The sequence below is a fragment of the Sphingopyxis sp. genome (assembly GCF_965279725.1).
GTDB lineage: Bacteria > Pseudomonadota > Alphaproteobacteria > Sphingomonadales > Sphingomonadaceae > Sphingopyxis.
Genome location: NZ_CBDIIL010000001.1, coordinates 637,944 through 661,128, shown reverse-complemented (window position 1 = coordinate 661,128; position 23,185 = coordinate 637,944). Strand labels below are relative to the sequence as shown.

Genomic DNA, 23,185 nt, shown 5'->3' with positions numbered 1-23,185 from the left:
GTTGCATGCTCGGCGGAAAATTCCATCATCAGCTCCGTCACGGTGCGGCATGCGCAGCGACCTGATAAAAGACCTGCGCGCCCGGGCCGAGCGGAAGGTCGAAGGTGACCCAGGCGACGACCATCGCGATCCCAGTCACCATGAAGCAGAGTGCGTAGGGCAGCATCAGCGCGAGTAGCGATCCCACCCCCATCGACTTGTCCCAGCGCTGGCAAAAGACGAGGACGAGTGGGAAATAGCTCATCAGCGGGGTCATGATGTTGGTGTAACTGTCGCCCATGCGATAGGCGGCGGTCGTCATTTCGGGGCTGATGCCGAGCAGCATGAACATCGGTACCACGACCGACGACAAGACGCTCCATTTCGCCGTGGCCGACCCGATGAACAGGTCCATCACCGACGATAGGAGAAGCACGCAGACGAGCAGCAGCGGCGCGGGGAGGGCCATGCCCTGCAATTTTTCGGCGCCGCTGATCGCGATGATCGGGCCGATACCCGACCAGTTGAACATCGCGACGAAATGCGCGGCGAAAAAGACGAAGACGAGATAGGGCGCGATTGTCTTTACCCCCTCGCGCATCATCGCGACGACGTCGTTCGATCCTTTCACTGTCCCGACCGCGCGCCCGAAGACGATGCCGGTGAGCAGGAACAGCAGGAACAACGCCGCGATGATTGATCCGTAAAGTGGCTGCAGTCGGATCGGTCCAGTGGCATCTTGGTTGATGAATGGCGTGTACCCTGGCCACAGGCAAAGCGCTGCAAACGCCGCGACGACCAGCAGCGCGGCGATCCCGGCGTGGCGAAGTCCCCGCCGCTCACCATCGCTGAGGTCGCCCTTTTCGAGGTCGGCACGCAATTCGTCGTCGATCACCTCGTTCCACGCGCCAAGCCGCGGTTCGACAATCCGGTCGGTAACAAACCAGATAATCGGCGTGAAAAAGATGACGATCCCCAGGATGAAATACCAGTTGCCGAGCGGGTTCATCGTCCAGCCCGGATCGACAATCCGCGCCGCTTCCTGCGTGAAACCGAACAGCAGGACGTCGAGTTGGCCGGGCATGATGTTGCCGGCATAGCCCCCCGATACGGCGGCAAGCGCGGCGGCAATCCCCGCGAGCGGGTGACGCCCGACCGACGCGAAAAGCACCGCCGCCATCGGGATCAGCACGACATAGGCGGCGTCGGCCGCGTGGTGCGACACCATGCCGACCACCGCGATGATCGGGGTCATATAGCGGCGCGGGGTACCCCGCAGCGAGCCGCGGATCAGCGCAAAGAACAATCCCGATCGCTCGGCCACCGCAGCGCCCATCATGATCGTCAGGATGATGCCGAGCGGGGCGAAGCCGGCATAGGTGCGCGGCATCTCGGTAAATAGCCGCGCGATATTGTCGGCGGAGAACAGGCTAGACGCGCGATAGGTCAGCACGCCGCCAGCAAGTTCGGCGCCGGGGGGGGCTTCCTTGCCCAAATAGGGCAAAGAAGCGCTCCAACCTAGCGCCGCGCCGATTGCCGATATGATCATCAGCACGACGATCAGGTAGAGGAATATGATGGTCGGGTCGGGCAAGAGATTGCCTACCCGTTCAACGAAACCCAGAAATCCCCTTTGGCGCGTGGGGCGGATGGTTTCGCCGCTCGCGATCGCGCCTTCCTGACCGGGCAAAATGGGTTCTCCTTTGAAAAACGGGATGAGGCCCGCGCGCAGCAAATGGCACGCGAGCCTCGTCCGTCTGGGTCGTGTCAGAAATTCACTTCAAGTCCCGCGCGGATGACGGGTCCGAATTGTTCGAAACCGCCACCCGACGGATCGATGACCTGCACCGATTCCATCACCGGCAGCTTCTCGTTGAAGAGATTGGTAACCCCGAACGAGAATTTGGCTTCCTGTTTGCCGTTCATCGACAATGTGTAGGAGGCCGAGATGTCGTTGTAGAAACGCGATCCCGTGCGGTCGGGCGAAAGCAATTCGCGGCTGATCCCCGGCGAGATATCGGTCAATGCCTGGCTCGACTGATAGCGTCCCTGCCAGCCGAGCGTCAGCGGGCCGTTGCTGTAGGTCAGGCCGACGACGCCTTTATACTTTGGGTAGCCGTAGAAGCCTTCGAGCACCGTAAAAAGGTCCGGCCGCGACTGGAACGTGTAGGTCCGCAGGCGGTGCAGATAGGTGAAGGCGACGTTCGTCGAAATGCGGCCGCTGCCGAGCGGGAGCGCGTAGAACAGCTGCGTGTCGAGCCCTGATGTTTCGAGCTTCGACGTGTTGACATAGGTGCTGTTGCCCGTCGTGATGCCGAAGAAGTTCGGGCTGGCGGTATTCGACTCGCGCGTGATCAGCGAGCAGAGGTCGAGATCGGGGCCACCGGCGCGGTCGACGCAGTTCTCGGCGATCTGCTGAGGGCTGAGAAAACTGATCGCATCGTCGATCTCGATGTTGAACCAGTCCGCCGAGATCTGGAGGCCGGGCAAGAAGTTCGGGGTAAGAACGATGCCCGCGGTCCAGCTGTCCGAAACTTCGGGGCTGAGATCCTGGTTGCCCGATACGATGAACGGAACTCCGACGCCGCCGTTCAACGGGGTGAAGCCCGCCGGGCGGCCGAGCGCGGCGCAGTTGGCGGCGCGGTTCGGGTTGAGGCCGAGGTTGGTCTGGGCGCAGGGGTCGTTGACGTTGGTCGTCTGTCCCTCGCTCGGACGGAAGGCCTCAAAGATGTTCGGGGCGCGGATCGCGCGGCTGATCGTTGCGCGCAGCCGCAGGCCATCGGTCGGCTCCCAGATCGCCCCTGCTTTCCACGACGTCGCTTGTCCGGCATGGCTGTAATCGGCGTGGCGCACCGCGCCCTCGATCGACAGCAATTCAAAGAAGGGCATGTCGGTCAGGATCGGGATGCTGAGCTCGCCGAAAAATTCGGTTACATCGTAGCCGCCTTCATAATCCTGCGTTGCGGCCTGATTGGTCAGGCCCGCTTTGACCAGCGGGTCGGTCGTGCGGCCATTGCGCTCCTTGCGATATTCGGCGCCGAGAGCGAAGCCGACGGCACCGCCGCCCGGCATGGTCAGGAATTTTTCGGTATCGCCCGCGAGTGAAAAGCCCGCGGTCGTCTGGCGGATGAAGGCCTCCGACACGGTCGTCGTCTTGACGAAGTTGCGGGCTTCCGGCGAACTGGCGGTCGATCCGAAGGGGTTGAATGGAGCGCAGGGCGCGCTGCCCTGAATATTCGGGCGCACATAGCCGACCGGCTGCAGCGCGGGAACGTCGGCGCGGCATCGAATCAGCCCGGACGCAGGATCGACCACTGCGTCGAGTGCGGCGAGGAAATTGGGAACGACGAGGCGGTTGTAGCCGATGAACTTCGCCTTGGTACGACCATAGGTGCCGTAAACATCATAGCGAAGATCGGCAAAACCCGTTTCGAACTCTCCCTTGACGCCGCCAACGAACGACAGGCTGTTGCGATCAACTTGGCTGAAGCGAAGGCCGACATCGGTATAGAGACGGTCGAGGCGCAAAGTCGTCGCCCCCGCTGCGAGAAGACGTTGACGGAAGTCCTGATTGAGGAAGGCGTTTTGGGCGATGTTGATCGCAGCGCCCGATCGGATCACCGGCTGGCCGCGGCCATAGCTTGAGGTATTATTGTAATCGACGCCGAAATAGCCGCGCACGCTGTCGCTGAAATCATAGTGCGCGCTGAGGTTGAGGTTGTAGCGTTCGATGTCCGGAACGATCGAGATCGAGTCGTCGAAGCGGAAGCACGCGACGCCGCAATTGTCGAAAATACCGAACAGGCTACCGTCGGTCAGGCTGGGCGTCGGGAAGGGGCGGGCGGTGCCATCATCGTTGAAAACAAAGCGCCCAAGGCCGCCGGTGTCGTTGCCGAAGCCCACAACGCCATAACCCGAGAAGCGCAATGCTTCGCCGCCGGGGACGACGATCATGTCGGGGATGCCGTCGTCGGGACCCGTGTCGGCGGGATTGAGCATCGCGACATTGTTTGTCATGTCGGCTTGGCGCGGCGTCAGTTCCTTGACCTTCGTATAATCGCCGGCCACCGTGATGTTCCCGCGGCCGTCGGCGAAGTTCATGCCGGCAACGAGGCTGGCGCCGTAGGTCAGACCTTCCGAACCGCGCGCGGGTTGCGAGCCGTTGAACGACAGGCGAAACCCGTCGAAATCATCCTTGGTGATGATGTTGACCACGCCCGACACGGCATCGGAGCCATAGATCGCCGACGCACCGCCGGTAATGACCTCGATGCGCTCGATCAAATTGGGATTGATCGAATTGAGGTCGATGGCGGTGCTGTCAGTGGCCCCCGCGACGCGGCGCTTGCCGTTGACGAGCACAAGGGTGCGGTTCGACCCGAGGCTGCGCAGATCGACGAGGGCGAGGCCACCGCTGTTTTCGCCGCGCGACCCCGAGGCGCCGGTCTGCTGGCTTTGCTGCATGCTGCCCGAAAAGCCGATCGACGGTTGCTGAGCGAGCGCGCGGCCGATGTCGAACTGGGCGTTGTTGTTGTCGAGGGCTTCCGAGGTCACGACGCCGACGGGGGTCGGCAGGTCGAGGACGGGGCGACCGATGCGCGACCCCGTCACGACGATGTCACTACCACCCTCTACAGCCTGCTCATCGGCCGGTGCGACGATGGCGTCCTGAGCCTGTGCGGTGCCTGCCAGACCCGCGCACAGCGCGATGGCGAAAAGCGATGTGGAAATTTTGAGCTGGCCGCTTTTGGCTGCCATTGCCGATCCCTGGATCATGTTTTTTCTCCGCCCTTAACCCCGCCAGCGCCGTCCGTTCGTCGGCTAGTGCTAGGGTTCAGCCTGTCTATGGAGATGCGGACATCGTTCCCAATGCCGGTTCGACATAGAATCATTCGTGCGGCGTGACCGGCATCTACGCAGTATTGTTACGCAGTTTGTCTCTGTGTCCCGGCGGGCCTGCTACGCGCTGTCGGCCTTCAAACGATTTTTCAGCATCGTCCAGAACGCCTCGACGCTCGGACTCCGCCGCGCGATCGGTTTGTAGATGCGAATCTCGATCGGAACATGCCAGCGGGCGTCGCCCGCGGCGACCAGCCGGCCGCTTTCCAGGTCAGCTGCGGCGACGCTGAGCGGCGCCCAGCACAGGCCGCGCCCATCGCGCGCCATCGACAGCAGCGCGGTTGCCATATGCGATCGAAACACGGTGCGAAGCGAAGCCGAGCCCGCGGAAATAACCTGTGCGGCTTGCAGGATGCGGCCCATGCCCGATTTTTCCTCAAATTCCAGATAGGGGAGGGGCTGGTCGCCACGGCCCGGCAGCAGATGGGTCGGCGAACCGTCGCCGAGCGGCGCGGTCACCGGCATCAGCACATCTTCGCCAAGCGCCAGCGAAGTAAAGCCCGCCGGATCGAGGCGGTGCTGCGCGGCGGTATGGTGATGACAGAGGAGAAAATCGGCCTTGCCCTCCAGCATGAAGCGTTCGCACGCCACCATATGGTCGGCGATCAACGTGATCGTCCCGGCCTCGTGCCCGTCGTGGAGGCTGCGCAGCCACGGTGGGAAAAAGCTTGTCGACAGCGCGTGCGTCGACGCGAAACGGATTTCATTGCTTAGCGTACCGCCGATTTCGCGGACATGATCGCGGCCCAGTGTCAGGCGCCGCATGATTTCTTCCGCCAGGACGCGGAACGCCTGTCCCGCTTCGGTCAGTGCGATGCGGTGGGTGTCGCGATCGACGAGCGTCGCACCTACCCAGTCCTCGAGCGCGCGGATACGACGGCTAAAGGCCGGCTGGGTCAGGTTGCGCGCTTCGGCTGCGCGGGAAAAATTGCCTTCATCCGCGAGCTTGATGAAGTCCTCGAGCCACATGATATCCATTTGATTCCACTCGTCGCATCAATTGATACTGTCCCGGCATTGGCTTCGTCTGAACCGCTGACGGTAATCCCTCCCCGCGAAACCGCAGGAAGGGTATGAAGAATGTCGTCGCCAAAAACGCTCTATGACAAGATCGTCGACGACCATCGCATATTATCTTTTGGCGAATCCGGCGACGGTGGCGAACGATTATTGCTCTATATCGATAGAACGGTGCTGAACGAATATACAAGCCCCCAAGCGTTCAGCGGGCTGCGTGCCGCCGGAAGAACCCCTTGGCGTCCCGCTGCGTCGTTGGGCGTTGTCGATCATGTCAACTCGACCCACCCCGACCGCGACGCGGGCGAACTCGATGACGGGGCGCGGCGGCAGATCGAGTATTTAGGGGAGAACGGCCGCGATTTCGGCATCGAAATCTTCGATCTCTTCGATCCGCGGCAGGGGATCGAGCATGTCGTGATGCCCGAACTCGGCCTCGTGCTGCCGGGTATGGTGATCGCCGCGGGCGATAGCCATTCGACCACCTACGGCGCATTCGGCGTGGTCGGCTTTGGCATCGGCACGTCGGACATCGAGCATTTGCTGGCAACCCAGACGCTCGTCTATCGCCGCCTCAAGACGATGCGGATCACGATCGACGGCACGCTGGCGCCCGGCGTGACCGCGAAGGACCTGATCATGGACGTGATCCGACGGATTGGCGCCGACGGCGCGACAGGCCATGCCGTCGAATTCGCGGGCCAGGCGATTGACGCGCTCGGCGTCGAGGCGCGCATGACGATCTGCAACATGGCGGTCGAATGCGGGGCGCGGGTGGCGCTGATCGCGCCCGACGACAAGGTCGTCGACTATATTGCAAGCTGTCCACGCGCTCCGTCGGCCGAATTGCTCGCACGCGCGCGCGCCGATTGGCGTGGGCTCCGCAGCGACCCCGACGCGTCGTTCGACAAGGAAATCATCCTCGAAGCCGGCGATGTCCCGCCGATGGTGAGCTGGGGCACCAGTCCCGACCAGTCGCTGGCGATCACCGGCGCTGTCCCCGATCCGGCGGAACTGCCTGCCGAGCGCCGCGCCGACGCGATCCGTGCCATGGCCTATATGGACCTTTCGCCGCGCACGTTGTTGCAGGACATCACGATCGATCGCGCCTTCATCGGATCATGCACCAACGCGCGCCTGAGCGACTTGCGCGATGCCGCGCGGATATTGAAGGGGCGTAAAGTTGCGCCGGGGGTACGCGCGATGATTTCGCCGGGCAGCAGCGGCGTCCGCCGCGCCGCCGAGGCGGAAGGAATCGATCGCATCTTCATCGACGCCGGGTTTGAGTGGCGCCGCTCGGGCTGTTCGCTCTGCCTCGCGATGAATGACGACAGCCTCGCCCCAGGCGAACGCTGCGCATCAAGCACCAACCGCAATTTCGAGGGCCGCCAAGGGATCGGCGGCCGCACGCACCTGATGAGTCCCGCGATGGTCGCGGCCGCCGCGGTCACCGGAAGGCTCGCCGATGTCAGGGTACTCGCGGCAGAGGATATTTCCTGATGGAGCGTTTCATCCGTTTGTCGGGCCGCGCCGCAGCGATGCCTGCCGCCAACATCGATACCGATGTCATCATGCCAAAAGCGTATCTGAAGGGGATCGACCGTTCGGGGCTGGCGATCGGCCTTTTCCATGATCTTCGTTTCGATGAAGACGGAGCGTTGAGGCCTGATTTCGTCCTCAACCGCGCCGATATGGCGGAGACGCGCTTCCTGATCGTCGGACCCAATTTCGGCTGTGGCTCGTCGCGCGAACATGCGGTGTGGGGGATGCTGCAATATGGCATCCGCGGCATCATCGGCTCCTCCTATGGCGCGATCTTCGCCGACAATGCTGCGAACAACGGTTTGCTCCTGTTGTCGCTGCAGACCACGGAAATCTCAGCGCTCGTGGCGGCGCTCGATGAGGGGGCGGGGAATATGACCGTCGACCTCGATGCACAGCGTATTGCGATGGGCACGTATGCGGCGGATTTCGACATCGATCCCGCGACACGGCAGGCGCTGATGCTGGGGCTCGACCGGATCGGAGAGACGCTGATGCACGCCGACCGCATCCGCGCGTTCGAGAAGGCCTATCTCGGCCGCAAGCCTTGGCTTATGGGTGCTGACAGCGATGAGCATGAGACCTGAATATCCTGATCTTATGCCCGGTTTTCGCTGGCAGGACGTCGACGCGGGCGGCGTCCGCATCCGTGCCGCGGTTGGCGGGGCGGGGCCGCCGCTTCTGCTGCTCCACGGGCACCCGCAGACCCATCTGACCTGGCACAAGATTGTGCCGGATCTGGCGAAACGCTTCACCGTCGTCGCGACCGATCTGCGCGGCTATGGCGACAGCGAAAAACTGCCGGGCGGTCCGGCGCACGCGAATTATTCGAAACGCGCGATGGCGGCCGATCAGGTCGCGGTGATGGCGGCGCTAGGTTTTGACCGGTTCGATGTCGTCGCGCACGATCGCGGCGCCCGCGTCGCGCACCGCATGGCGCTCGATCATCCGGACCGCGTCGCGCGGCTCGTACTGCTCGACATCGCGCCCACCGCGACCATGTATGCGGAAACGAACCGCGAGTTCGCCACGCGCTATTTTTGGTGGTTCTTCCTGATCCAGCCGTTCGATCTGCCCGAACGCATGATCGCGGCGGATCCCGACCATTTTCTCGACCGCCACCTCGCCGGCCAGATCAAGGTCGAAGGCGCGCTCGATCCGCGCGTCGTTGCCGAATATCGCCGCTGCTACCGCGACCCGGCGACCCGCCACGCGATCTGCGAAGATTATCGCGCTGCAGCAAGCATCGATCTCGACCATGATGCGGCCGACAGCAAACGACGGATCAAGGCGCCATTGCTGCTGCTTTGGGGCGAACATGGGACCGTAGGCACGCTCTTTGACGTCATTGAAAGCTGGCGATCCAAAGCTCACGACATGCGCGGCCACGCTCTCCCCTGCGGACACAGCCCTCAAGAAGAGGTTCCCGGACTGTTGCTGGCAGAACTGGACGCCTTTCTTGTTGAATCATAGACGGGTGCGGGGAGGCTGACAGGATCGATGACATACAAGCGCGCTATCATCATATCGGCGGAGTTCACGAGTTTCGTCGGGCATGGCGCGCTAGACACAGCCTGCCTGCCGCCCGAGCCGATCGTCATCGGGTTTGGCGACATGGGCGAACCTGCGGTCACCATTCTGGCGACCGAGCAGATCAGCGATGGTGCAAGCGGCCATATCCTCCTCTTCGCAATCAGTCGACCCTCCTGCCTCCGCATGTTCCGCCTTTTGCCAAGCGTGAAGGCTAGCTGGTATCTCGCCGCCGATCTGCGCGAACTCGGTCGGGCGCTCGTTGCCATTGAAGGCGAAAGCGAGGTGGCCGCCATGCTCCGCACCGCGCGCAGTATGGAGTTGCTCTGCCGGTTGTTCGTGGCACTCGAACAACATCGGATGGTCGAATATCATGGCAGCACGATGCTGAGCGTAGTCGACGCCCAGCGCGTTGCCGCGGCGCACCAACTGGTGAGTGAAAGCTGGCAGAAACCCTTGACTGTCGCCGATGTCGCGCGGCGCTCGGGACTAGGCAAAGCAAAGCTGACCCAAGGCTTTCGTGAAATGTACAAATGCACGGTCGCCGAGGCGGTAAGCGAGCGGCGATTAGGCAACGCTCGCTCGCTGTTGACGCTTAGCGACCTGCCGGTTTCCAGCATTGGATATCGCTGTGGCTATCAAAGCAACGCCAGTTTCACGCGCGCCTTTGGGCGCCGTTTCGGAATGACGCCGACCGAATTACGGCGGCGCGAAAAGAGTTTCGGCGGCTAGCCTTGGCGCGCCAAACGACCTTATCATCCGGCGTGATTCCTGAAAGCGGTCAGTCAACTTATGGTCAGGTGGAATGGAAAAGCGGCTCGGCAGCCAGCGCCTGATCTCGGCCATACCCAACGTGTCGATGGTGTAATGTCTGCTTGGAGCGACGAGCGTTCAAGACCCGACTGACGGTAACCAGCCATTTTCGACTACCAGCGCTACCGCTTATTTTCTCGCACACTGTCGGTCATTCGGTCATCGCGGCCTCGATCATCGCTCGATAAATTCCGCCGAGGTCACTTTTGCCATCCTGGTCGATCTACAGCGCGGCGGCGTTCATCATGACATCAAGAAGCAGAAATACATCTATTACCGGTGCAGCCGACACAAAGGGAACTGCAAGGCACCCTATGTGCGCCAGGAGAAGTTGCTTGAGCAGTTTGTCGACACGGTGGCACGGGTGTGCATCTCGACCACGTCGATGGCAAGCTCGAGGAAGCGCTCTTTGCGCGAATCGCCGAAGACTATCGCGGGGATTTGAAAGGGCTCTCGCGGGAATCTGATCGCCTGTCTGAAGCAGATCATGCAGATATTGAGGACGGGATCGCGCTGCTCGGTATCGCGAAGGACGCACGGCGGAAGTTGGCGGAGGCCGATTTCGCGGGCAAACGAAACATCCTCCACCACCTCCTATCGAACTGCTCGTACAGCGACGGGGGTGTGTCTGCGGCCTTTCACAAACCCTTTGATATCATAGTAGAAAGCCTTCCCAAAGCTGAGGCTCGGGAGGGCGCTTCCAGCGCCATAATCGGCGAAAATAAGAAATGGCTCCCCGGGTAGGATTCGAACCTACGACCGATCGATTAACAGTCGATTGCTCTACCACTGAGCTACCGAGGAACACGCCGCCGAAGCGGACAAGGCGGACCCTTTGCCGTCGCCCGCAGCATTTTGCAAGGCCTCAAACGATAAATTGTTCCATCGCGATGCGTTCGTCGAGACCCTGGTCGGGATCGAACAGCAACGTCAGCGGGCGGCTGCGGTCGGTAGTGACCAGCACGGTCTTCACATCGCGGATTTCGCGCTGGTCGGCAACCGCGCTGACCGGGCGTTTTGCCGCCTCGCGAACATTGAAGCGGATACTTGTCGATTCGGGAACCAGCGCCCCGCGCCAGCGGCGAGGGCGGAATGGACTTATCGGCGTGAGCGCCAGCATTTCCGATTCGAGCGGCAGGATCGGGCCGTTGGCGCTGAGGTTATAAGCGGTCGATCCGGCGGGGGTCGACACAAGCACACCGTCGCACGACAGCTCTTCGAGCATCGTCTTTTCGTTAATCAGCACTTCGAGCTTGGCCGCCTGGCGCGTTTCGCGCAGCAACGAAATCTCGTTGATCGCCGGCAAGATATGCCGCTCGCCGCTGATCGTCGTAATGTCGCCGCTGAGCGGATGGATCAGAAACGGCCGCGCCGCGGTCAGCCGATCGACCAGTCCTTCGACGCGAAACTCGTTCATCAGAAAGCCGATTGTCCCGCGGTTCATGCCGAACACCGGCATGCTGCGCCGCTGGTCGAGCAATTGGTGCAGCATGTGCAGCAGAAAACCGTCGCCGCCAAGCGCGATCAGCAGGTCGGCCTCGTTCAGATCGACAAAGTCGTAGAGCGGGCGCAACTCCGCCTCGGCCTCCATCGCGACAGGCGAATTCGACGCGACTAGCGCTATCTTGCGATGCATAATGGTCCGCTTCCCCCGTGCCTTCAAACATTGGGACGGCTGACTAGCCGCCCGTTGCACTCATATGACGCGCGACCGCCGGTGTGGATTTTCGTTCGATGTGAAAGTCATGCGCGCGGGGTTTGCCAGCCAACGCCGCATCAATCAAGCCATCGACATCACCGCCGTCGCGCAAGGCCGACCGCAGGTCGACATGATCGTCCTGCCCCAGGCACATATAGACGCGGCCCTCGACCGTCAGACGGATCCGGTTGCAGGTCGCGCAGAAATTGTCGGACAGCGGGGTGATCAGCCCCAGCGTGACGCTGCTGCCCTCGACCGCGAAATAGCGTGCCGGACCGCCGGTGCGTTGATCGATCGGATGGATAGCGTGGGCGTGGCGAAGCGGCGCGATAAAATGGTGGAGCGGGATATAATGATCGCTGCGGTCGGCTTCGACTTCGCCGAGCGGCATCGTCTCGATCAGTGTCAGATCACAGCCGTTCGCGGCGCAATAGGCGAGCATCGGGAGCAACTGATCCTCGTTGAGCCCCGCGAGCGCGACCATGTTGATCTTCACTGCAAGCCCTGCGGCGCGCGCCGCGGTGATCCCGCGGAGCGCGACCTCAAGGTCGCCGACGCGGGTGATATGACGGAAAGCGGCAGAATCGAGGGTGTCGAGGCTGACGTTAATCCGGCGCACGCCCGCTTCGGCGAGCATCGATGCATATTCGGCCAGCCGCATCGCGTTGGTGGTTAGTGTCAGTTCGTCGAGGCCGTGACCTATCATCGCCCCCAGCCGCATTGCCAGCGTGTCGATGCCGCGCCGGACCAACGGCTCGCCGCCGGTCAGACGGACGCGGCGAATCCCGCGCGCGACGAATCGCTCGGCCAATTCGGCCATTTCCTCGATGCTGAGCACCGCCGACTTGGGCAGAAAGGTCATGTCTTCGGCCATGCAATAACGGCAACGCAGGTCGCAACGGTCGGTGACCGACAGCCTTAAGTAGCTGATCTGTCGGCCGTGGCCGTCGATCAGCGGAGCCGATGATGCGGCATATTGGGATAATGTGGCAGCCACTCGCACCTTGTGATGCAAAAGGCAGCAGCTTGGCAAGCAAAGCCTGCTAAAGGAATCCGATGAATCGCTTGTCCGAATCCCTTTCTGCCTGTGTCCGGAAACTGGAAGCCCTGCACCAACAGCATGACGCCGACGCCGGCGTGATTCTGGTCCAGATCGACCAGATGGCGCGCATCAACAATAGCGCTGGCACTGCCACTGGCGACGCGGTGCTCGACGAGATCGGGCGGCGGCTGGAAAATTTCGCCAGCGACGAATTCGGGCAAGGGTCGTGCGTCGATCGGCTGGACGGGCCACGCTTTCTGATCGTGCCGTCGATGCCGATGTCGCTGGGCGCGCTGCGAGCGCAGGAGCGGGCGCTGCACGTCGCGCTCGCCGAACCGATCGTTGGTGACCCGAACGGCCGGCTGGCGATCCGTATCGCTGCGGCGCTGATCACCCGCGATGAATCGGTCGCCACCCAGCTTCGCAACGCTGGCGACCAGCTGTCGCGTCCCGCGTCGGCGCGCGACGGGGTGATGGTCCACGCGGCGTTGTCGCAAAACGAGGTAGTGATCCATTACCAGCCGCAATATGACGTCGGTACCGGCGAAATGACCGGGGTCGAGGCGCTATTGCGTTGGCAGCATCCCGAATTGGGTCTGCTCGGCGCCGGGCCGCTGGTCACCGCGGCGCGTGCCGCGCGGCTAGAATGCGAACTCACCGAACATGCCCACCGGGTCGCGCTGACCGAAATGGCGAACTGGCCCAAATCGCTGGCAAAGTTGCGCGTCTCGCTCAATATCACCGCCGCCGATCTGGGCGATCCCGACTTCGCCGGGCGCTTTGCAGGCATGGCGAAAACGGCTGGTATCGATCCCGACCGGTTGACGCTCGAACTTACCGAACAGGCGATGCTGAGCGATCCCGCGAGCGCCGCCGAACAGCTGGCACAGATCCGCGCGCTCGGCTGTGCGGTTGCCATCGATGACTTCGGTACGGGCTATTCCAGCCTGTCGCTGCTCGCGCGGCTGCCGATCGACTATCTGAAAATCGACAGCGGTTTCACCCGTACCATCGACGGCAGCGACCGCGACCGCATCGTCGTCCGCGCGATCGTCGATCTGGCGCGCGCGCTGGGGCTTTTGGTGGTCGCCGAAGGGATCGAGCATGAGCGCCAGCTGGCGCGGCTATCCGAACTGGGGGTCGCGACATGGCAGGGTTTTCTGCGCGCTGGGCCGGTTCCGGGGGATGAGTTGGTGGAGTTGATGAAATAATCGTCGCCCCCGCGAAGGCGGGGGAGATGATTTATCCAGCCTGCTTTGCCAGCTTCCCCAACCCCTTCGACAACTGCAGCGCGCCGTTCAATCGTGCGCCGGTGCTCACCCAGTCGCCGCTGACCGACAGTTTGTTGTCGGGGCGCAGGCGCGCACGGCCTTTCAGCCGTTCGACATAAGCGATCAGCCCAGGGACGTTGGCGAACTGGTCGCTGTGGAAGCTGACCAGCGCGCCCTTGGTCCCGACATCGAGCTTGGCGATGCCTGCAATTCTTGCGTTCGCCTTGATCTCCATCAGCTGGACGAGATTGGCAGTCTCCGGCGGTAGCGGGCCGAAACGGTCGATCATTTCCGCCGCAAAGGCGTCCAGCGCTGCGCGATCCTCGGCATCGTTGAGGCGGCGATAGAGCGCCATGCGCAGCGGCAGGTCGGGGACATAATCCTCGGGGATCAGGATTGGCGCATCAACGGTGATCGTCGGCGACAACGCCTCGCGCGGCGGCAGCTTGCCCGCGCCTTCAGCCTTGGCCATCAGGATCGCCTCTTCCAGCATCGATTGGTAGAGTTCGAAGCCGACCTCGCGGATATGCCCCGATTGTTCGTCGCCGACGAGATTTCCGGCACCGCGAATATCGAGATCGTGGCTCGCGAGCTGGAACCCCGCACCAAGCGTGTCGAGGTCGCCGAGCAGCTTCAGCCGCTTTTCGGCGGTGTCGGTGATCGCGCCATGCTCGGGGGTCGTGAGATAGGCATAAGCCCGCGTCTTGGCGCGCCCGACGCGCCCGCGCAGCTGGTACAGCTGCGCCAGGCCAAAGCGGTCGGCGCGGTGAATGATCAGCGTGTTGGCACTCGGAATGTCGAGCCCGCTCTCGACGATCGTCGTCGACAGCAGCACATCATATTTGCGGTCGTAGAAGGCGCTCATCCGGTCCTCGACCTCGGTCGGGGTCATCTGGCCGTGCGCGACAACATATTTGATTTCGGGCACCCGGTTGCGCAGGAATTCCTCGATGTCGGGCAGATCCTTGATCCGCGGGACGACGAAGAAACTCTGCCCACCGCGATCATGCTCGCGCAGTAACGCTTCGCGCAACACGATGGCGTCCCAGGGCGCCACATAAGTGCGCACCGCGAGCCGATCCACCGGTGGCGTCTGGATGACGCTGAGTTCGCGTAAGCCAGACATGGCCATCTGGAGTGTGCGCGGGATCGGAGTCGCGGTGAGTGTCAGCACATGGACGTCGGTCTTGAGCTGTTTCAGCCGCTCCTTGTGGACGACGCCGAAACGTTGTTCTTCATCGACGATGACGAGGCCGAGCTGTTTGAACTCGACCGATTTGGCGATGACGGCATGGGTGCCGATCACGATATCGATGTGACCGCTCGCCAGGCCGTCGCGCGTCCGCTGCGCCTCGGCGGCGGGGACGAGGCGTGACAGGCGGCCGATGTTGACCGGAAAGCCTTTGAAGCGCTCGACGAAATTGGTGAAATGTTGACGCGCCAAAAGCGTGGTCGGGCAGACGAGGGCGACCTGGACCCCCGCCATCGCTGCGACGAAGGCGGCGCGCAGCGCGACCTCGGTCTTGCCGAACCCGACATCGCCGCACACCAGCCGGTCCATCGGTTTGCCGGACGCCATGTCGGCCAGCACATCGCCGATCGCGCGGTCCTGATCGTCGGTTTCCTGATAGGGGAAGCGGTCGGCAAAGGCCGGATAGGCGGCGTCGGCGGCGAGCATCTCGCCCGAGCGCAGCGCGCGCTGCGCCGCGGTCGCGAGCAATTCGCCCGCGATCTCGCGAATGCGGTCCTTCATCCGCGCCTTGCGGCGCTGCCATGCTTCGCCGCCCAGCCGGTCGAGCGCGACCCCGTCGCTTTCACCGCCATAGCGCGACAGGACGTCGAGGTTTTCGACGGGGACGTAAAGCTTGTCGCCGCCCGCGTAAGTCAGCGCGACGCAATCGTGCGGGCTGCTCCCCACGGGTATCTGGGTCAGTCCCTCATAGCGCCCAATGCCATGGTCGAGATGGACGACCATGTCGCCGACACTGAGCGTCGCGAGTTCGGCGAGGAAGGCGTCGGCGCTTTTGCGGCGCTTCTGGCGACGGACGAGCCGTTCACCGAGGATATCCTGTTCGGTGAGCAGGCTAACCGCGTCGGAGGCAAAGCCATGATCGAGGGGCAGGACGACCATCGCGGTCGCGCCGCCGCTTGTCGCCGAAGCGGTGCCCAGCGCGTCCTGCCAGCCGTCGGCGGGCGCCAGCGAGGTGACGCCATGCTCGCGTAGCAACCCCGATAAGCGCTCGCGCGCGCCGCCCGAGTAGCTGGCGATGATCGTGCGGCGGCCCTTGCGGCGTTCGTCGCTCAGATGATCGGCGACCTTCTGATAGACGTTGGCGTCGGCGGCGCGCTCAGGGGTGAAATCGCGCGCGGCAAAGGTTTCTAGGTCGATGATCTGCGGCGCGGGCGGCACGTCGAACGGCGTGACGATATGGATCGGACGGCTTGCCGCCGCGTCGGCCCATTCGCCTGTCGTCAGATAAAGTGTCTCGGGCGCCAGCGGGCGATAGCTGCCGGTCGATTCCTGCTCCGCTGCGACGCGGTTCGCATGATAATCGGCGATTGCGGCAAAGCGCGTCTCGGCGGTCGCTTCACTGCGGTGGCCGCGCAGGACCGGTGTCGCGGGATCGATATGGTCGAACAGGGTCGCCAGCCGGTCCTCGAACAACGGCAGCCAATGGTCCATACCCGCTTGTCGCCGCCCCTCGCTGACCGCTTGATACAGCGGATCGCCGGTCGCCTGCGCGCCGAAAATGTCGCGATAGGCCGAGCGGAAGCGCTTGATCGTGTCCTGATCGAGCAGGGTTTCGGTGGCGGGCAGCAGTTGCAGCGCTTTGGCGGGGCCAAGGCTGCGCTGGTCGGCGGGGTCGAAACGGCGGATGCTTTCGATCTCGTCGCCGAAGAAATCGATGCGTAGGCCCGTCTCCTCGCCCGCCGGGAACAAGTCGACGATCCCGCCGCGCACCGCGAACTCGCCTTGGTCGGCGACAGTGTCGACGCGGCTGAACCCGTTGGCGACCAGCAGTTCCGCTATCGAATCGCGGTCGATATGCTGCCCTGCGGCAAGCGTCGTCGCCAATTGGCGGATGCGGAACGGGGTCAGTGTGCGCTGCGTGATGGCGGCGACGGTAGTGAGGATCAGTTCGCCGCGCTTCGGCGCGATCTGCAACGCCGATAATGTGGCCAGCCGGTCCGCGCTGGCCCGCATCGACGGTCCGGCGCGATCATAGGGCAGGCAGTCCCAAGCGGGAAAGCGGTGGACGATCAGGTCGGGCGCGAAGAAGGGCGCAGCGTCGGCGATCGCCTGCATCGCGCTATCGTCGGTCGCGACATAGACGAGGCGCTTATCGCTGGCGCGCGCCAGATCGGCGAGCAGCAGCGGCAGAAAGCCGTCGGCGGCTCGCGCCAGCGTCAGCGGCATCGACGCCTGCCCGATGGCGGCAAAAATGTCGGCGGCAGACATCGTCATGGCAGCGGGATATAGTCCAGACGGCGCATCGCGGCGATCATCTCGGGCCGGTCGAGATGCGCCGGCGGCGTACCGGTGCCGAGCGCCCACGCCATGATGTCGACATCGTCTTCCTCGACGACGATTTCGTACCAGGCGATTTCGTCCTCGCTCCACGCCGCGGCATAGCGATCGAAAAAGCCGCCGATCATATAGTCGGCCTCGCGCGTGCCGCGATGCCAGGCGCGGAATTTCAGGCGTTTGAGGCGGTCGGTCATGGCGGGCCTTTTAGTCCGATCGAATGATTCAGCAACGAAGATCACCAAGTCCGTTCGTGTCGAGCGAAGTCGAGACACCCGTCAGCCCCGCGCTGCATCGATGGGTGTCTCGACTTCGCTCGACACGAACGGAATGTGGGGGCTAGAAACCCCCTAGCCATGCGACCCGAAATCCTCAATCCGCTCTTTGCCGCGCTGACCGACCTGAAAGGCGTCGGGCCGCAGCTCGCCAAGCCGCTGACGCGTCTGGGGCTGGAGCGTGTCGTCGATGTGCTGTTTCATCTGCCGACGGGGCTGGTCCAGCGCTATCCGGTCGATCGACTCGATGATGCGCAGGTGGGGCAGCAGATCATCGTTACCCTGACCGCGCAGGATTATCGGTCGGGGCGCAGCCCGCGCGCGCCCTTTGGCGTTGAAGCGTTCGATGCGGCGGGCGATCATGTCCGGCTCGTCTATTTCGGCCGCACTGCGGGGCTCGCGAAGAAGCTGTTACCATTGGGTGAAGCGCGGCAGGTTTCGGGTCGGCTCGACAGCTATGGCGACATGCGTCAGATCGTCCATCCCGACCATGTCAGTGAACCCGATAGCGATGAGGCGATTGCCACGAGCGAGGCGGTCTATCCGCTGACCGAGGGGCTGACCAACGCGCGGTTGGCGCAGCTGGTCGAGATCGCGCTGGAACGACGCCCCAAATTGGCCGAATGGATCGACGGGCCGCTTCTGACCAGCCGCAATTGGCCCGCCTGGCGCGAGGCGCTGACGCGCGCCCATGCCAGTCCGCACGACGCCCCGGCGCACGACCGGCTGGCCTATGACGAGATTTTTGCGAGCCAGGTCGCGCTGATGCTGATCCGTGAAGGGCTGCGCAAGCGCAAGGGGCGCGCGGTGGTCGGCGACGGACGGCTGATCGACGCGCTGCGTCTGCCGTTCGGGCTGACCGGGGCGCAGGAGCGGGTGGGGCGTGAGATTGCCGCCGACATGGGCCGCGAAACGCCAATGCTGCGCATGCTCCAGGGTGACGTCGGGTCGGGCAAGACGCTGGTCGCGCTCCGCGCGATGCTGGCGGCGGTCGAGGCGGGGACGCAGGCGGCGCTGCTCGCGCCGACCGAGATTTTGGCGCGCCAGCATTTTGCGACCTTGCAGGCGATGCTCGCGGGGCTGCCGGTGCACATCGCAATCCTGACCGGGCGCGACAAGGGTCGGGTGCGCGAATCCACCCTGATGGGGCTGGCCGACGGCAGCATCGACATCCTCGTCGGCACCCATGCGATTTTTCAGGACGCGGTGGCGTACCGCGACCTGGCGCTGGTGGTGGTCGACGAACAGCATCGGTTCGGCGTGGCGCAGCGGTTGATGCTGACCCAGAAAGCGGCGCGGCCGCCGCACCTGCTGGTGATGACCGCGACCCCGATCCCGCGCACGCTGCAACTCGCCAATCATGGCGAGATGGACGTGTCGCGGATCGACGAGATGCCGCCGGGGCGCACCCCGGTCGACACCCGCGTTGTGTCGGTCGACCGGCTCGATGAAGTGGTTGGCGGGCTCGAGCGTCATCTGGCGGCTGGGGCGCAGGCCTATTGGGTCTGCCCGTTGGTCGCTGAGACCGAGACGAGCGAACTCGCCGCCGCCGAAGACCGCGCCGCTTTGCTGCGCGAGCGTCTGGGCGCGGGCCGCGTCGGGCTGGTCCACGGCCGGATGAAGGGACCCGACAAGGATGACGTCATGGCGCGGTTTCAAGCGGGCCAGATCGGGGTGCTTGTCGCGACGACGGTGATCGAGGTCGGGGTCGATGTGCCCGCCGCCAGCCTGATGATCGTCGAACATGCGGAGAATTTCGGCTTGGCCCAGTTGCACCAGCTGCGCGGGCGGGTCGGGCGCGGCGCGGCGAAATCGGTGTGCCTGCTGCTGCGCTCGCAGAACCTGTCCGAAACCGCGCGCGAACGGCTGGCCCTGATGCGCGAAACGAACGACGGGTTCATGATTGCAGAAAAGGATCTGGAACTACGCGGCGGCGGCGAACTGCTGGGGCTCAAACAGTCGGGCGACGCCGATTATGGGCTGGCGAGCGCCGAACAGCTCGTGCGGCTGTTGCCTGTGGCGCACGACGACGCGCGGCTGTTTGTCGAGCGCGACGGCGGCATGGACGGCGCGCGCGGCGAAGCGGTGCGGCACTGCCTGTATCTGTTCGAACGCGACGCGGCGGTGCCGCTATTGCGGAGTGGTTAACTGACGTCGGCCCGGGCGCCCATGGCGCGGATCATCGGCAGATAATCTTCGACCGCGATCGACTTGTCGAACTGGACACCGATCTTGCCGGCGAGCGACCACACGACCTTCGCTGCGGTGCGGCCGATAATCGGCATGCGGAACACAACCAGATCGCCGATCTCGAGCCCGCGCTCGAACCGCATCAACATGCCGTCGGCGCTGATGTTGACGCAGGTGCACATTTCCTGCCGTCCGTCGGGCATGACGAAAGGCAAACGGACATAGACGTCGCTACGCGGGGCGATCCGCTGGTCGAGCCCGACATAATGGGCCTTGCTAGTGTCGATCTTGCGCATTTTTGTGGACCTTGGTTGTTTGGCCATGACGATCCACCCGATTGCTGAAGAAGTCGTAAATGCTGTTGTGCGCGTCAGCGGGTCACAAGACCATGTTTTTTCGATCCCAGGCTGACCGGCACGGGCTCGTCGCCAGGCTGAATCAGGTGATGCGGATCGCGAATGACGATCCCGTCAACCTTGACGGCGCCCTCATCGAGCTTGCGGCGGGCCTCTTTGTTCGATGCGGCAAAACCCATTTCGCGCAGCGCGTCGACGACGCTGATCCCGTCGGCGGGTGCAGCAGCTTGCGGCAGGTCGCCGCCAATCTGTCCCTTTTCAAAGGTTTGCGCCGCCGTGTCCGAAGCCGTGCGCGCCGCCTCTTCGCCGCGGCACAGCGCGGTCGCCGCATCGGCGAGGATTTTCTTGGCGGCGTTGATTTCGGCGCCATCGAGCGCTTCGAGCCGCGCAATCTCATCGAGCGGCAGATCGGTGAACAGCTTCAGAAACCGGCCGACGTCGCGGTCGTCGCAATTGCGCCAGAACTGCCAATAGTCAAAATGGGACAGTTGTTCTTGATTAAGCCAAACCGCACCGGCGGCGGTTTTGCCCATTTTGGCGCCCGCGGCGGTGGTGAGCAGCGGAGTCGTCAGGCCATACAGGTCGGCGCCGTCCATGCGGCGGCCCAGCTCCATGCCGTTGACGATATTGCCCCACTGGTCCGACCCGCCCATCTGGAGCCGCACCCCCATGTCTTTCGCCAGATGCCGGAAATCATATCCCTGGAGGATCATGTAGTTGAATTCGAGGAAGGTCATCGGCTGTTCGCGTTCCAGCCGCAGTTTCACCGAATCGAATGTCATCATGCGGTTGATCGTGAAATGGGTGCCGACTTCCTGCAGCAATTCGATGTAGCCAAGCTGACCCAGCCAGTCGTGATTATTGACCATCACCGCGTCGGTCGGCCCATCGCCAAAGGTAAGGAATTGCTGAAAGATGCTGAAGATCGACGCGATGTTCGCGGCGATGGTGTTGTCCGACAGCATCTTGCGGCTTTCGTCGCGCCCGGTCGGGTCTCCGATCCGCGTCGTCCCGCCGCCCATCAGCACCACGGGCTTGTGTCCTGTCTGTTGCATCCGGCGCAGCATCATGATCTGGACCAGGCTGCCGACATGCAGCGAGGGCGCAGTTGCGTCGAAACCGATATATCCGGGGACGACCTGTTTCGCGGCAAGTGCATCCAGCCCTTCCGCGTCGGTCATCTGGTGGATATAGCCTCGCTCGTCGAGCAGGCGCAGCAGGTCGGATTGATGGTTCGTCATAGCGGGCGGGCGCTTAGCATGGGGTTTGAACTTTGGATAGCATTCGGAAAGAGCTGGTCTGTCACCCCGACACTCGTGCCAAGACCATCCGGTCGGTCGCGGTCGAGGTCACGCTGTCGTTCGATGACGGCTTTGCGCTGCGCTACATGGTCGATGGCGCGGTCAGCGATATCGTCCTGCCGCCGGGCGACGGGCAGCTTGTCATCGCCGACAGCGCGACCGATGGCCTGTGGCAAAGCACCTGTTTCGAAGCGTTCCTGACCGAGGAGGGACAGCCCGACTATACCGAATTCAACTATGCGCCCGATGGCCGCTGGGCCTGTTACCAGTTCGACGATTATCGCTCGCTGCTCCGCCCCGACGAGCTTGCGCCATGGGAAATGGTGGCCGAGCGCGGAGAAACACAATATGCGCTGCGCGTCGAGCCCGGGATTTTTCCCGACACCGGTTCCAAACTCGCGCTGTGCGCGGTGATCGAGGAAGTCGACGGCACCAAAAGCTATTGGGCGCTCGCCCACCCGCCCGGCAAACCCGATTTTCATCATCCCGATTGCTTTGCGCTGACGCTTGCGGCACCCGACGCGGCATGACCGTCCAATTTGGCATCGACCGCCTGCTCGCCGACCCCGCGCTTCGCGGGCCGCTTATGGGTCAGCGCGTCGCGCTGCTCGCGCATCCCGCGTCGGTCACCGCCGACCTGACCCACAGCCTCGACGCGCTAGTCGCCGCTGGCGTGAATGTCACTGCGGTGTTCGGACCACAACACGGTGTGCGCGGCGACCTGCAGGACAATATGATGGAGTCGCCCGACTTCACCGACCCGGTGCATGGCGTCCCTTGTTTCAGCCTCTATGGCGAGGTGCGCCGCCCCACCGGCCAGTCGATGCACACCTTTGACGTCGTCCTGATCGACCTCCAGGATCTCGGCTGCCGCATCTACACCTATGTCACGACCTTGCTCTACATGCTCGAGGCCGCGGCGCAGCATGGCAAGGCGGTGTGGGTGCTCGACCGCCCGAATCCGGCTGGACGCCCCGTCGAAGGCACATTGCTCCGCCCGGGCTGGGAAAGCTTCGTCGGCGCGGCGGCGATGGTGATGCGCCACGGGCTGACGATGGGCGAGATGGGCGGGTGGTTCATCCGCCACTTCAATCTCGACGTCGATTACCGCGTGATCGAAATGGAAGGGTGGGCGCCCGCAGTCGGTCCGGGCCACGGCTGGCCTACCGATCGCGTCTGGATCAACCCCAGCCCCAACGCCGCAAACGTCAACATGGCACGCGCCTATGCCGGCACGGTGATGGTCGAGGGTGCGACCTTGAGCGAAGGCCGCGGCACGACCCGCCCGCTCGAAATCTTCGGCGCCCCCGACATCGATGCCAAGGCGGTGATCGCCGAAATGCACCGCCTCGCGCCGCACTGGCTCGCGGGATGCAAGCTGCGCGACATCTGGTTCCAGCCGACCTTTCACAAGCACGCCGGACAGCTGTGTAGCGGCGTCCACATCCATGCCGAGGGTCCGTGGTACGATGATGCCGCGTTCCAGCCGTGGCGCGTCCAGGCGCTGGGGTTCAAGGCGATCCGGTCGCTTTATCCAGACTATCCCATCTGGCGCGGCACGGATTTCAAATATGAATATACCGACGATGTGCTGGCAATCGACGTGATCAACGGCGGGCCGGGCCTGCGCGAGTGGGTCGACGATGCAGGCGCGGTCGCGGGCGATCTCGACGCGCTGGCGCTGCCCGACGAGGCGGCGTGGCGCGAGGAAATAGCAGACTTGCTGATCTACTGACGAAGGGGAC

General features: G+C 63.5%; 19 protein-coding genes and 1 tRNA gene. 10 read left to right on the top strand and 10 right to left on the bottom strand.

Features of this window, described 5'->3' with window-relative positions; all coding sequences use genetic code 11:
• Window positions 1-37: 37 nt before the first annotated feature.
• The 3 genes from ACQY6T_RS03110 to ACQY6T_RS03100 form a co-directional block, all read right to left on the bottom strand.
• Window positions 38-1,669, bottom strand: coding sequence for an AbgT family transporter (locus ACQY6T_RS03110; protein WP_428628299.1), 1,632 nt, complete (start codon window positions 1,667-1,669; stop codon window positions 38-40).
• Between the two features lie 77 nt (window positions 1,670-1,746).
• Window positions 1,747-4,737, bottom strand: coding sequence for a TonB-dependent receptor domain-containing protein (locus ACQY6T_RS03105; RefSeq protein WP_428628296.1), 2,991 nt, complete (start codon window positions 4,735-4,737; stop codon window positions 1,747-1,749).
• A 201-nt stretch (window positions 4,738-4,938) separates the two neighbouring features.
• Complete coding sequence (locus tag ACQY6T_RS03100) at window positions 4,939-5,856, bottom strand: LysR family transcriptional regulator (RefSeq protein ID WP_428628294.1); 918 nt, start codon at window positions 5,854-5,856, stop codon at window positions 4,939-4,941.
• 102 nt (window positions 5,857-5,958) lie between these two features.
• Here ACQY6T_RS03100 and leuC point away from each other — a divergent pair, with 102 nt between their 5' ends.
• From leuC to ACQY6T_RS03070, 6 genes are all read left to right on the top strand, one after another.
• Entirely contained in the window at window positions 5,959-7,395 is a 1,437-nt protein-coding gene (leuC, locus tag ACQY6T_RS03095; protein WP_428628291.1) for a 3-isopropylmalate dehydratase large subunit, read from the top strand.
• The gene (gene leuD / locus ACQY6T_RS03090) at window positions 7,395-8,024 is read left to right on the top strand and encodes a 3-isopropylmalate dehydratase small subunit (RefSeq protein ID WP_428628289.1); all 630 of its coding nucleotides are present in this window, start codon (window positions 7,395-7,397) and stop codon (window positions 8,022-8,024) included. The genes leuC and leuD overlap by 1 nt, the downstream gene beginning before the upstream one ends.
• Complete coding sequence (locus tag ACQY6T_RS03085; RefSeq protein WP_428628286.1) at window positions 8,008-8,910, top strand: alpha/beta fold hydrolase; 903 nt, start codon at window positions 8,008-8,010, stop codon at window positions 8,908-8,910. The genes leuD and ACQY6T_RS03085 overlap by 17 nt, the downstream gene beginning before the upstream one ends.
• 27 nt (window positions 8,911-8,937) lie before the next feature.
• Window positions 8,938-9,699: a helix-turn-helix transcriptional regulator gene (locus tag ACQY6T_RS03080; protein ID WP_428628283.1), complete on the top strand. Its 762-nt coding sequence runs from the start codon at window positions 8,938-8,940 to the stop codon at window positions 9,697-9,699.
• Window positions 9,700-9,838: 139 nt separating this feature from the next.
• On the top strand, window positions 9,839-10,225 hold the full coding sequence (locus ACQY6T_RS03075) for a zinc ribbon domain-containing protein (RefSeq protein ID WP_428628825.1): 387 nt from the start codon (window positions 9,839-9,841) through the stop codon (window positions 10,223-10,225).
• The gene (locus ACQY6T_RS03070) at window positions 10,147-10,524 is read left to right on the top strand and encodes a hypothetical protein (RefSeq protein ID WP_428628280.1); all 378 of its coding nucleotides are present in this window, start codon (window positions 10,147-10,149) and stop codon (window positions 10,522-10,524) included. The genes ACQY6T_RS03075 and ACQY6T_RS03070 overlap by 79 nt, the downstream gene beginning before the upstream one ends.
• Here ACQY6T_RS03070 and ACQY6T_RS03065 read toward each other — a convergent pair.
• The 3 genes from ACQY6T_RS03065 to moaA all read right to left on the bottom strand — a co-directional run bounded on the left by ACQY6T_RS03065 (window position 10,510) and on the right by moaA (window position 12,482).
• A tRNA-Asn gene (locus tag ACQY6T_RS03065) sits at window positions 10,510-10,584 on the bottom strand. The genes ACQY6T_RS03070 and ACQY6T_RS03065 overlap by 15 nt on opposite strands.
• A 61-nt stretch (window positions 10,585-10,645) precedes the next feature.
• Entirely contained in the window at window positions 10,646-11,416 is a 771-nt protein-coding gene (locus ACQY6T_RS03060; protein WP_428628277.1) for an NAD kinase, read from the bottom strand.
• A 43-nt stretch (window positions 11,417-11,459) separates the two neighbouring features.
• A complete protein-coding gene (gene moaA / locus ACQY6T_RS03055) occupies window positions 11,460-12,482 on the bottom strand; it encodes a GTP 3',8-cyclase MoaA (RefSeq protein ID WP_428628275.1) in 1,023 nt (340 codons plus the stop codon).
• A 53-nt stretch (window positions 12,483-12,535) separates the two neighbouring features.
• Here moaA and ACQY6T_RS03050 point away from each other — a divergent pair, with 53 nt between their 5' ends.
• A complete protein-coding gene (locus ACQY6T_RS03050) occupies window positions 12,536-13,732 on the top strand; it encodes a GGDEF domain-containing phosphodiesterase (protein ID WP_428628274.1) in 1,197 nt (398 codons plus the stop codon).
• 31 nt (window positions 13,733-13,763) lie between these two features.
• On the opposite strand, the gene mfd is transcribed toward ACQY6T_RS03050, so the two are convergent.
• Together mfd and ACQY6T_RS03040 are read right to left on the bottom strand one after the other, a co-directional pair.
• Window positions 13,764-17,258: a transcription-repair coupling factor gene (gene mfd / locus ACQY6T_RS03045; RefSeq protein WP_428628272.1), complete on the bottom strand. Its 3,495-nt coding sequence runs from the start codon at window positions 17,256-17,258 to the stop codon at window positions 13,764-13,766.
• The gene (locus ACQY6T_RS03040; protein ID WP_428628270.1) at window positions 17,255-17,515 is read right to left on the bottom strand and encodes a succinate dehydrogenase assembly factor 2; all 261 of its coding nucleotides are present in this window, start codon (window positions 17,513-17,515) and stop codon (window positions 17,255-17,257) included. The genes mfd and ACQY6T_RS03040 overlap by 4 nt, the downstream gene beginning before the upstream one ends.
• A 159-nt stretch (window positions 17,516-17,674) precedes the next feature.
• Between ACQY6T_RS03040 and recG the strand changes: the two genes are divergently transcribed.
• Window positions 17,675-19,741, top strand: coding sequence for an ATP-dependent DNA helicase RecG (gene recG, locus ACQY6T_RS03035; RefSeq protein ID WP_428628269.1), 2,067 nt, complete (start codon window positions 17,675-17,677; stop codon window positions 19,739-19,741).
• Here recG and ACQY6T_RS03030 read toward each other — a convergent pair.
• Together ACQY6T_RS03030 and tyrS are read right to left on the bottom strand one after the other, a co-directional pair.
• Window positions 19,738-20,079 (bottom strand): PilZ domain-containing protein, encoded by a 342-nt coding sequence (locus ACQY6T_RS03030; protein WP_428628266.1) that lies wholly within the window; start codon window positions 20,077-20,079, stop codon window positions 19,738-19,740. The genes recG and ACQY6T_RS03030 overlap by 4 nt on opposite strands.
• A 74-nt stretch (window positions 20,080-20,153) precedes the next feature.
• Complete coding sequence (gene tyrS / locus ACQY6T_RS03025; RefSeq protein ID WP_428628264.1) at window positions 20,154-21,380, bottom strand: tyrosine--tRNA ligase; 1,227 nt, start codon at window positions 21,378-21,380, stop codon at window positions 20,154-20,156.
• 32 nt (window positions 21,381-21,412) lie between these two features.
• Between tyrS and ACQY6T_RS03020 the strand changes: the two genes are divergently transcribed.
• On the top strand, window positions 21,413-21,970 hold the full coding sequence (locus ACQY6T_RS03020) for a DOMON-like domain-containing protein (protein ID WP_428628263.1): 558 nt from the start codon (window positions 21,413-21,415) through the stop codon (window positions 21,968-21,970).
• The gene (locus tag ACQY6T_RS03015) at window positions 21,967-23,175 is read left to right on the top strand and encodes an exo-beta-N-acetylmuramidase NamZ family protein (RefSeq protein ID WP_428628261.1); all 1,209 of its coding nucleotides are present in this window, start codon (window positions 21,967-21,969) and stop codon (window positions 23,173-23,175) included. Before ACQY6T_RS03020 ends, ACQY6T_RS03015 begins: the two co-directional genes overlap by 4 nt.
• Window positions 23,176-23,185 lie beyond the last annotated feature (10 nt).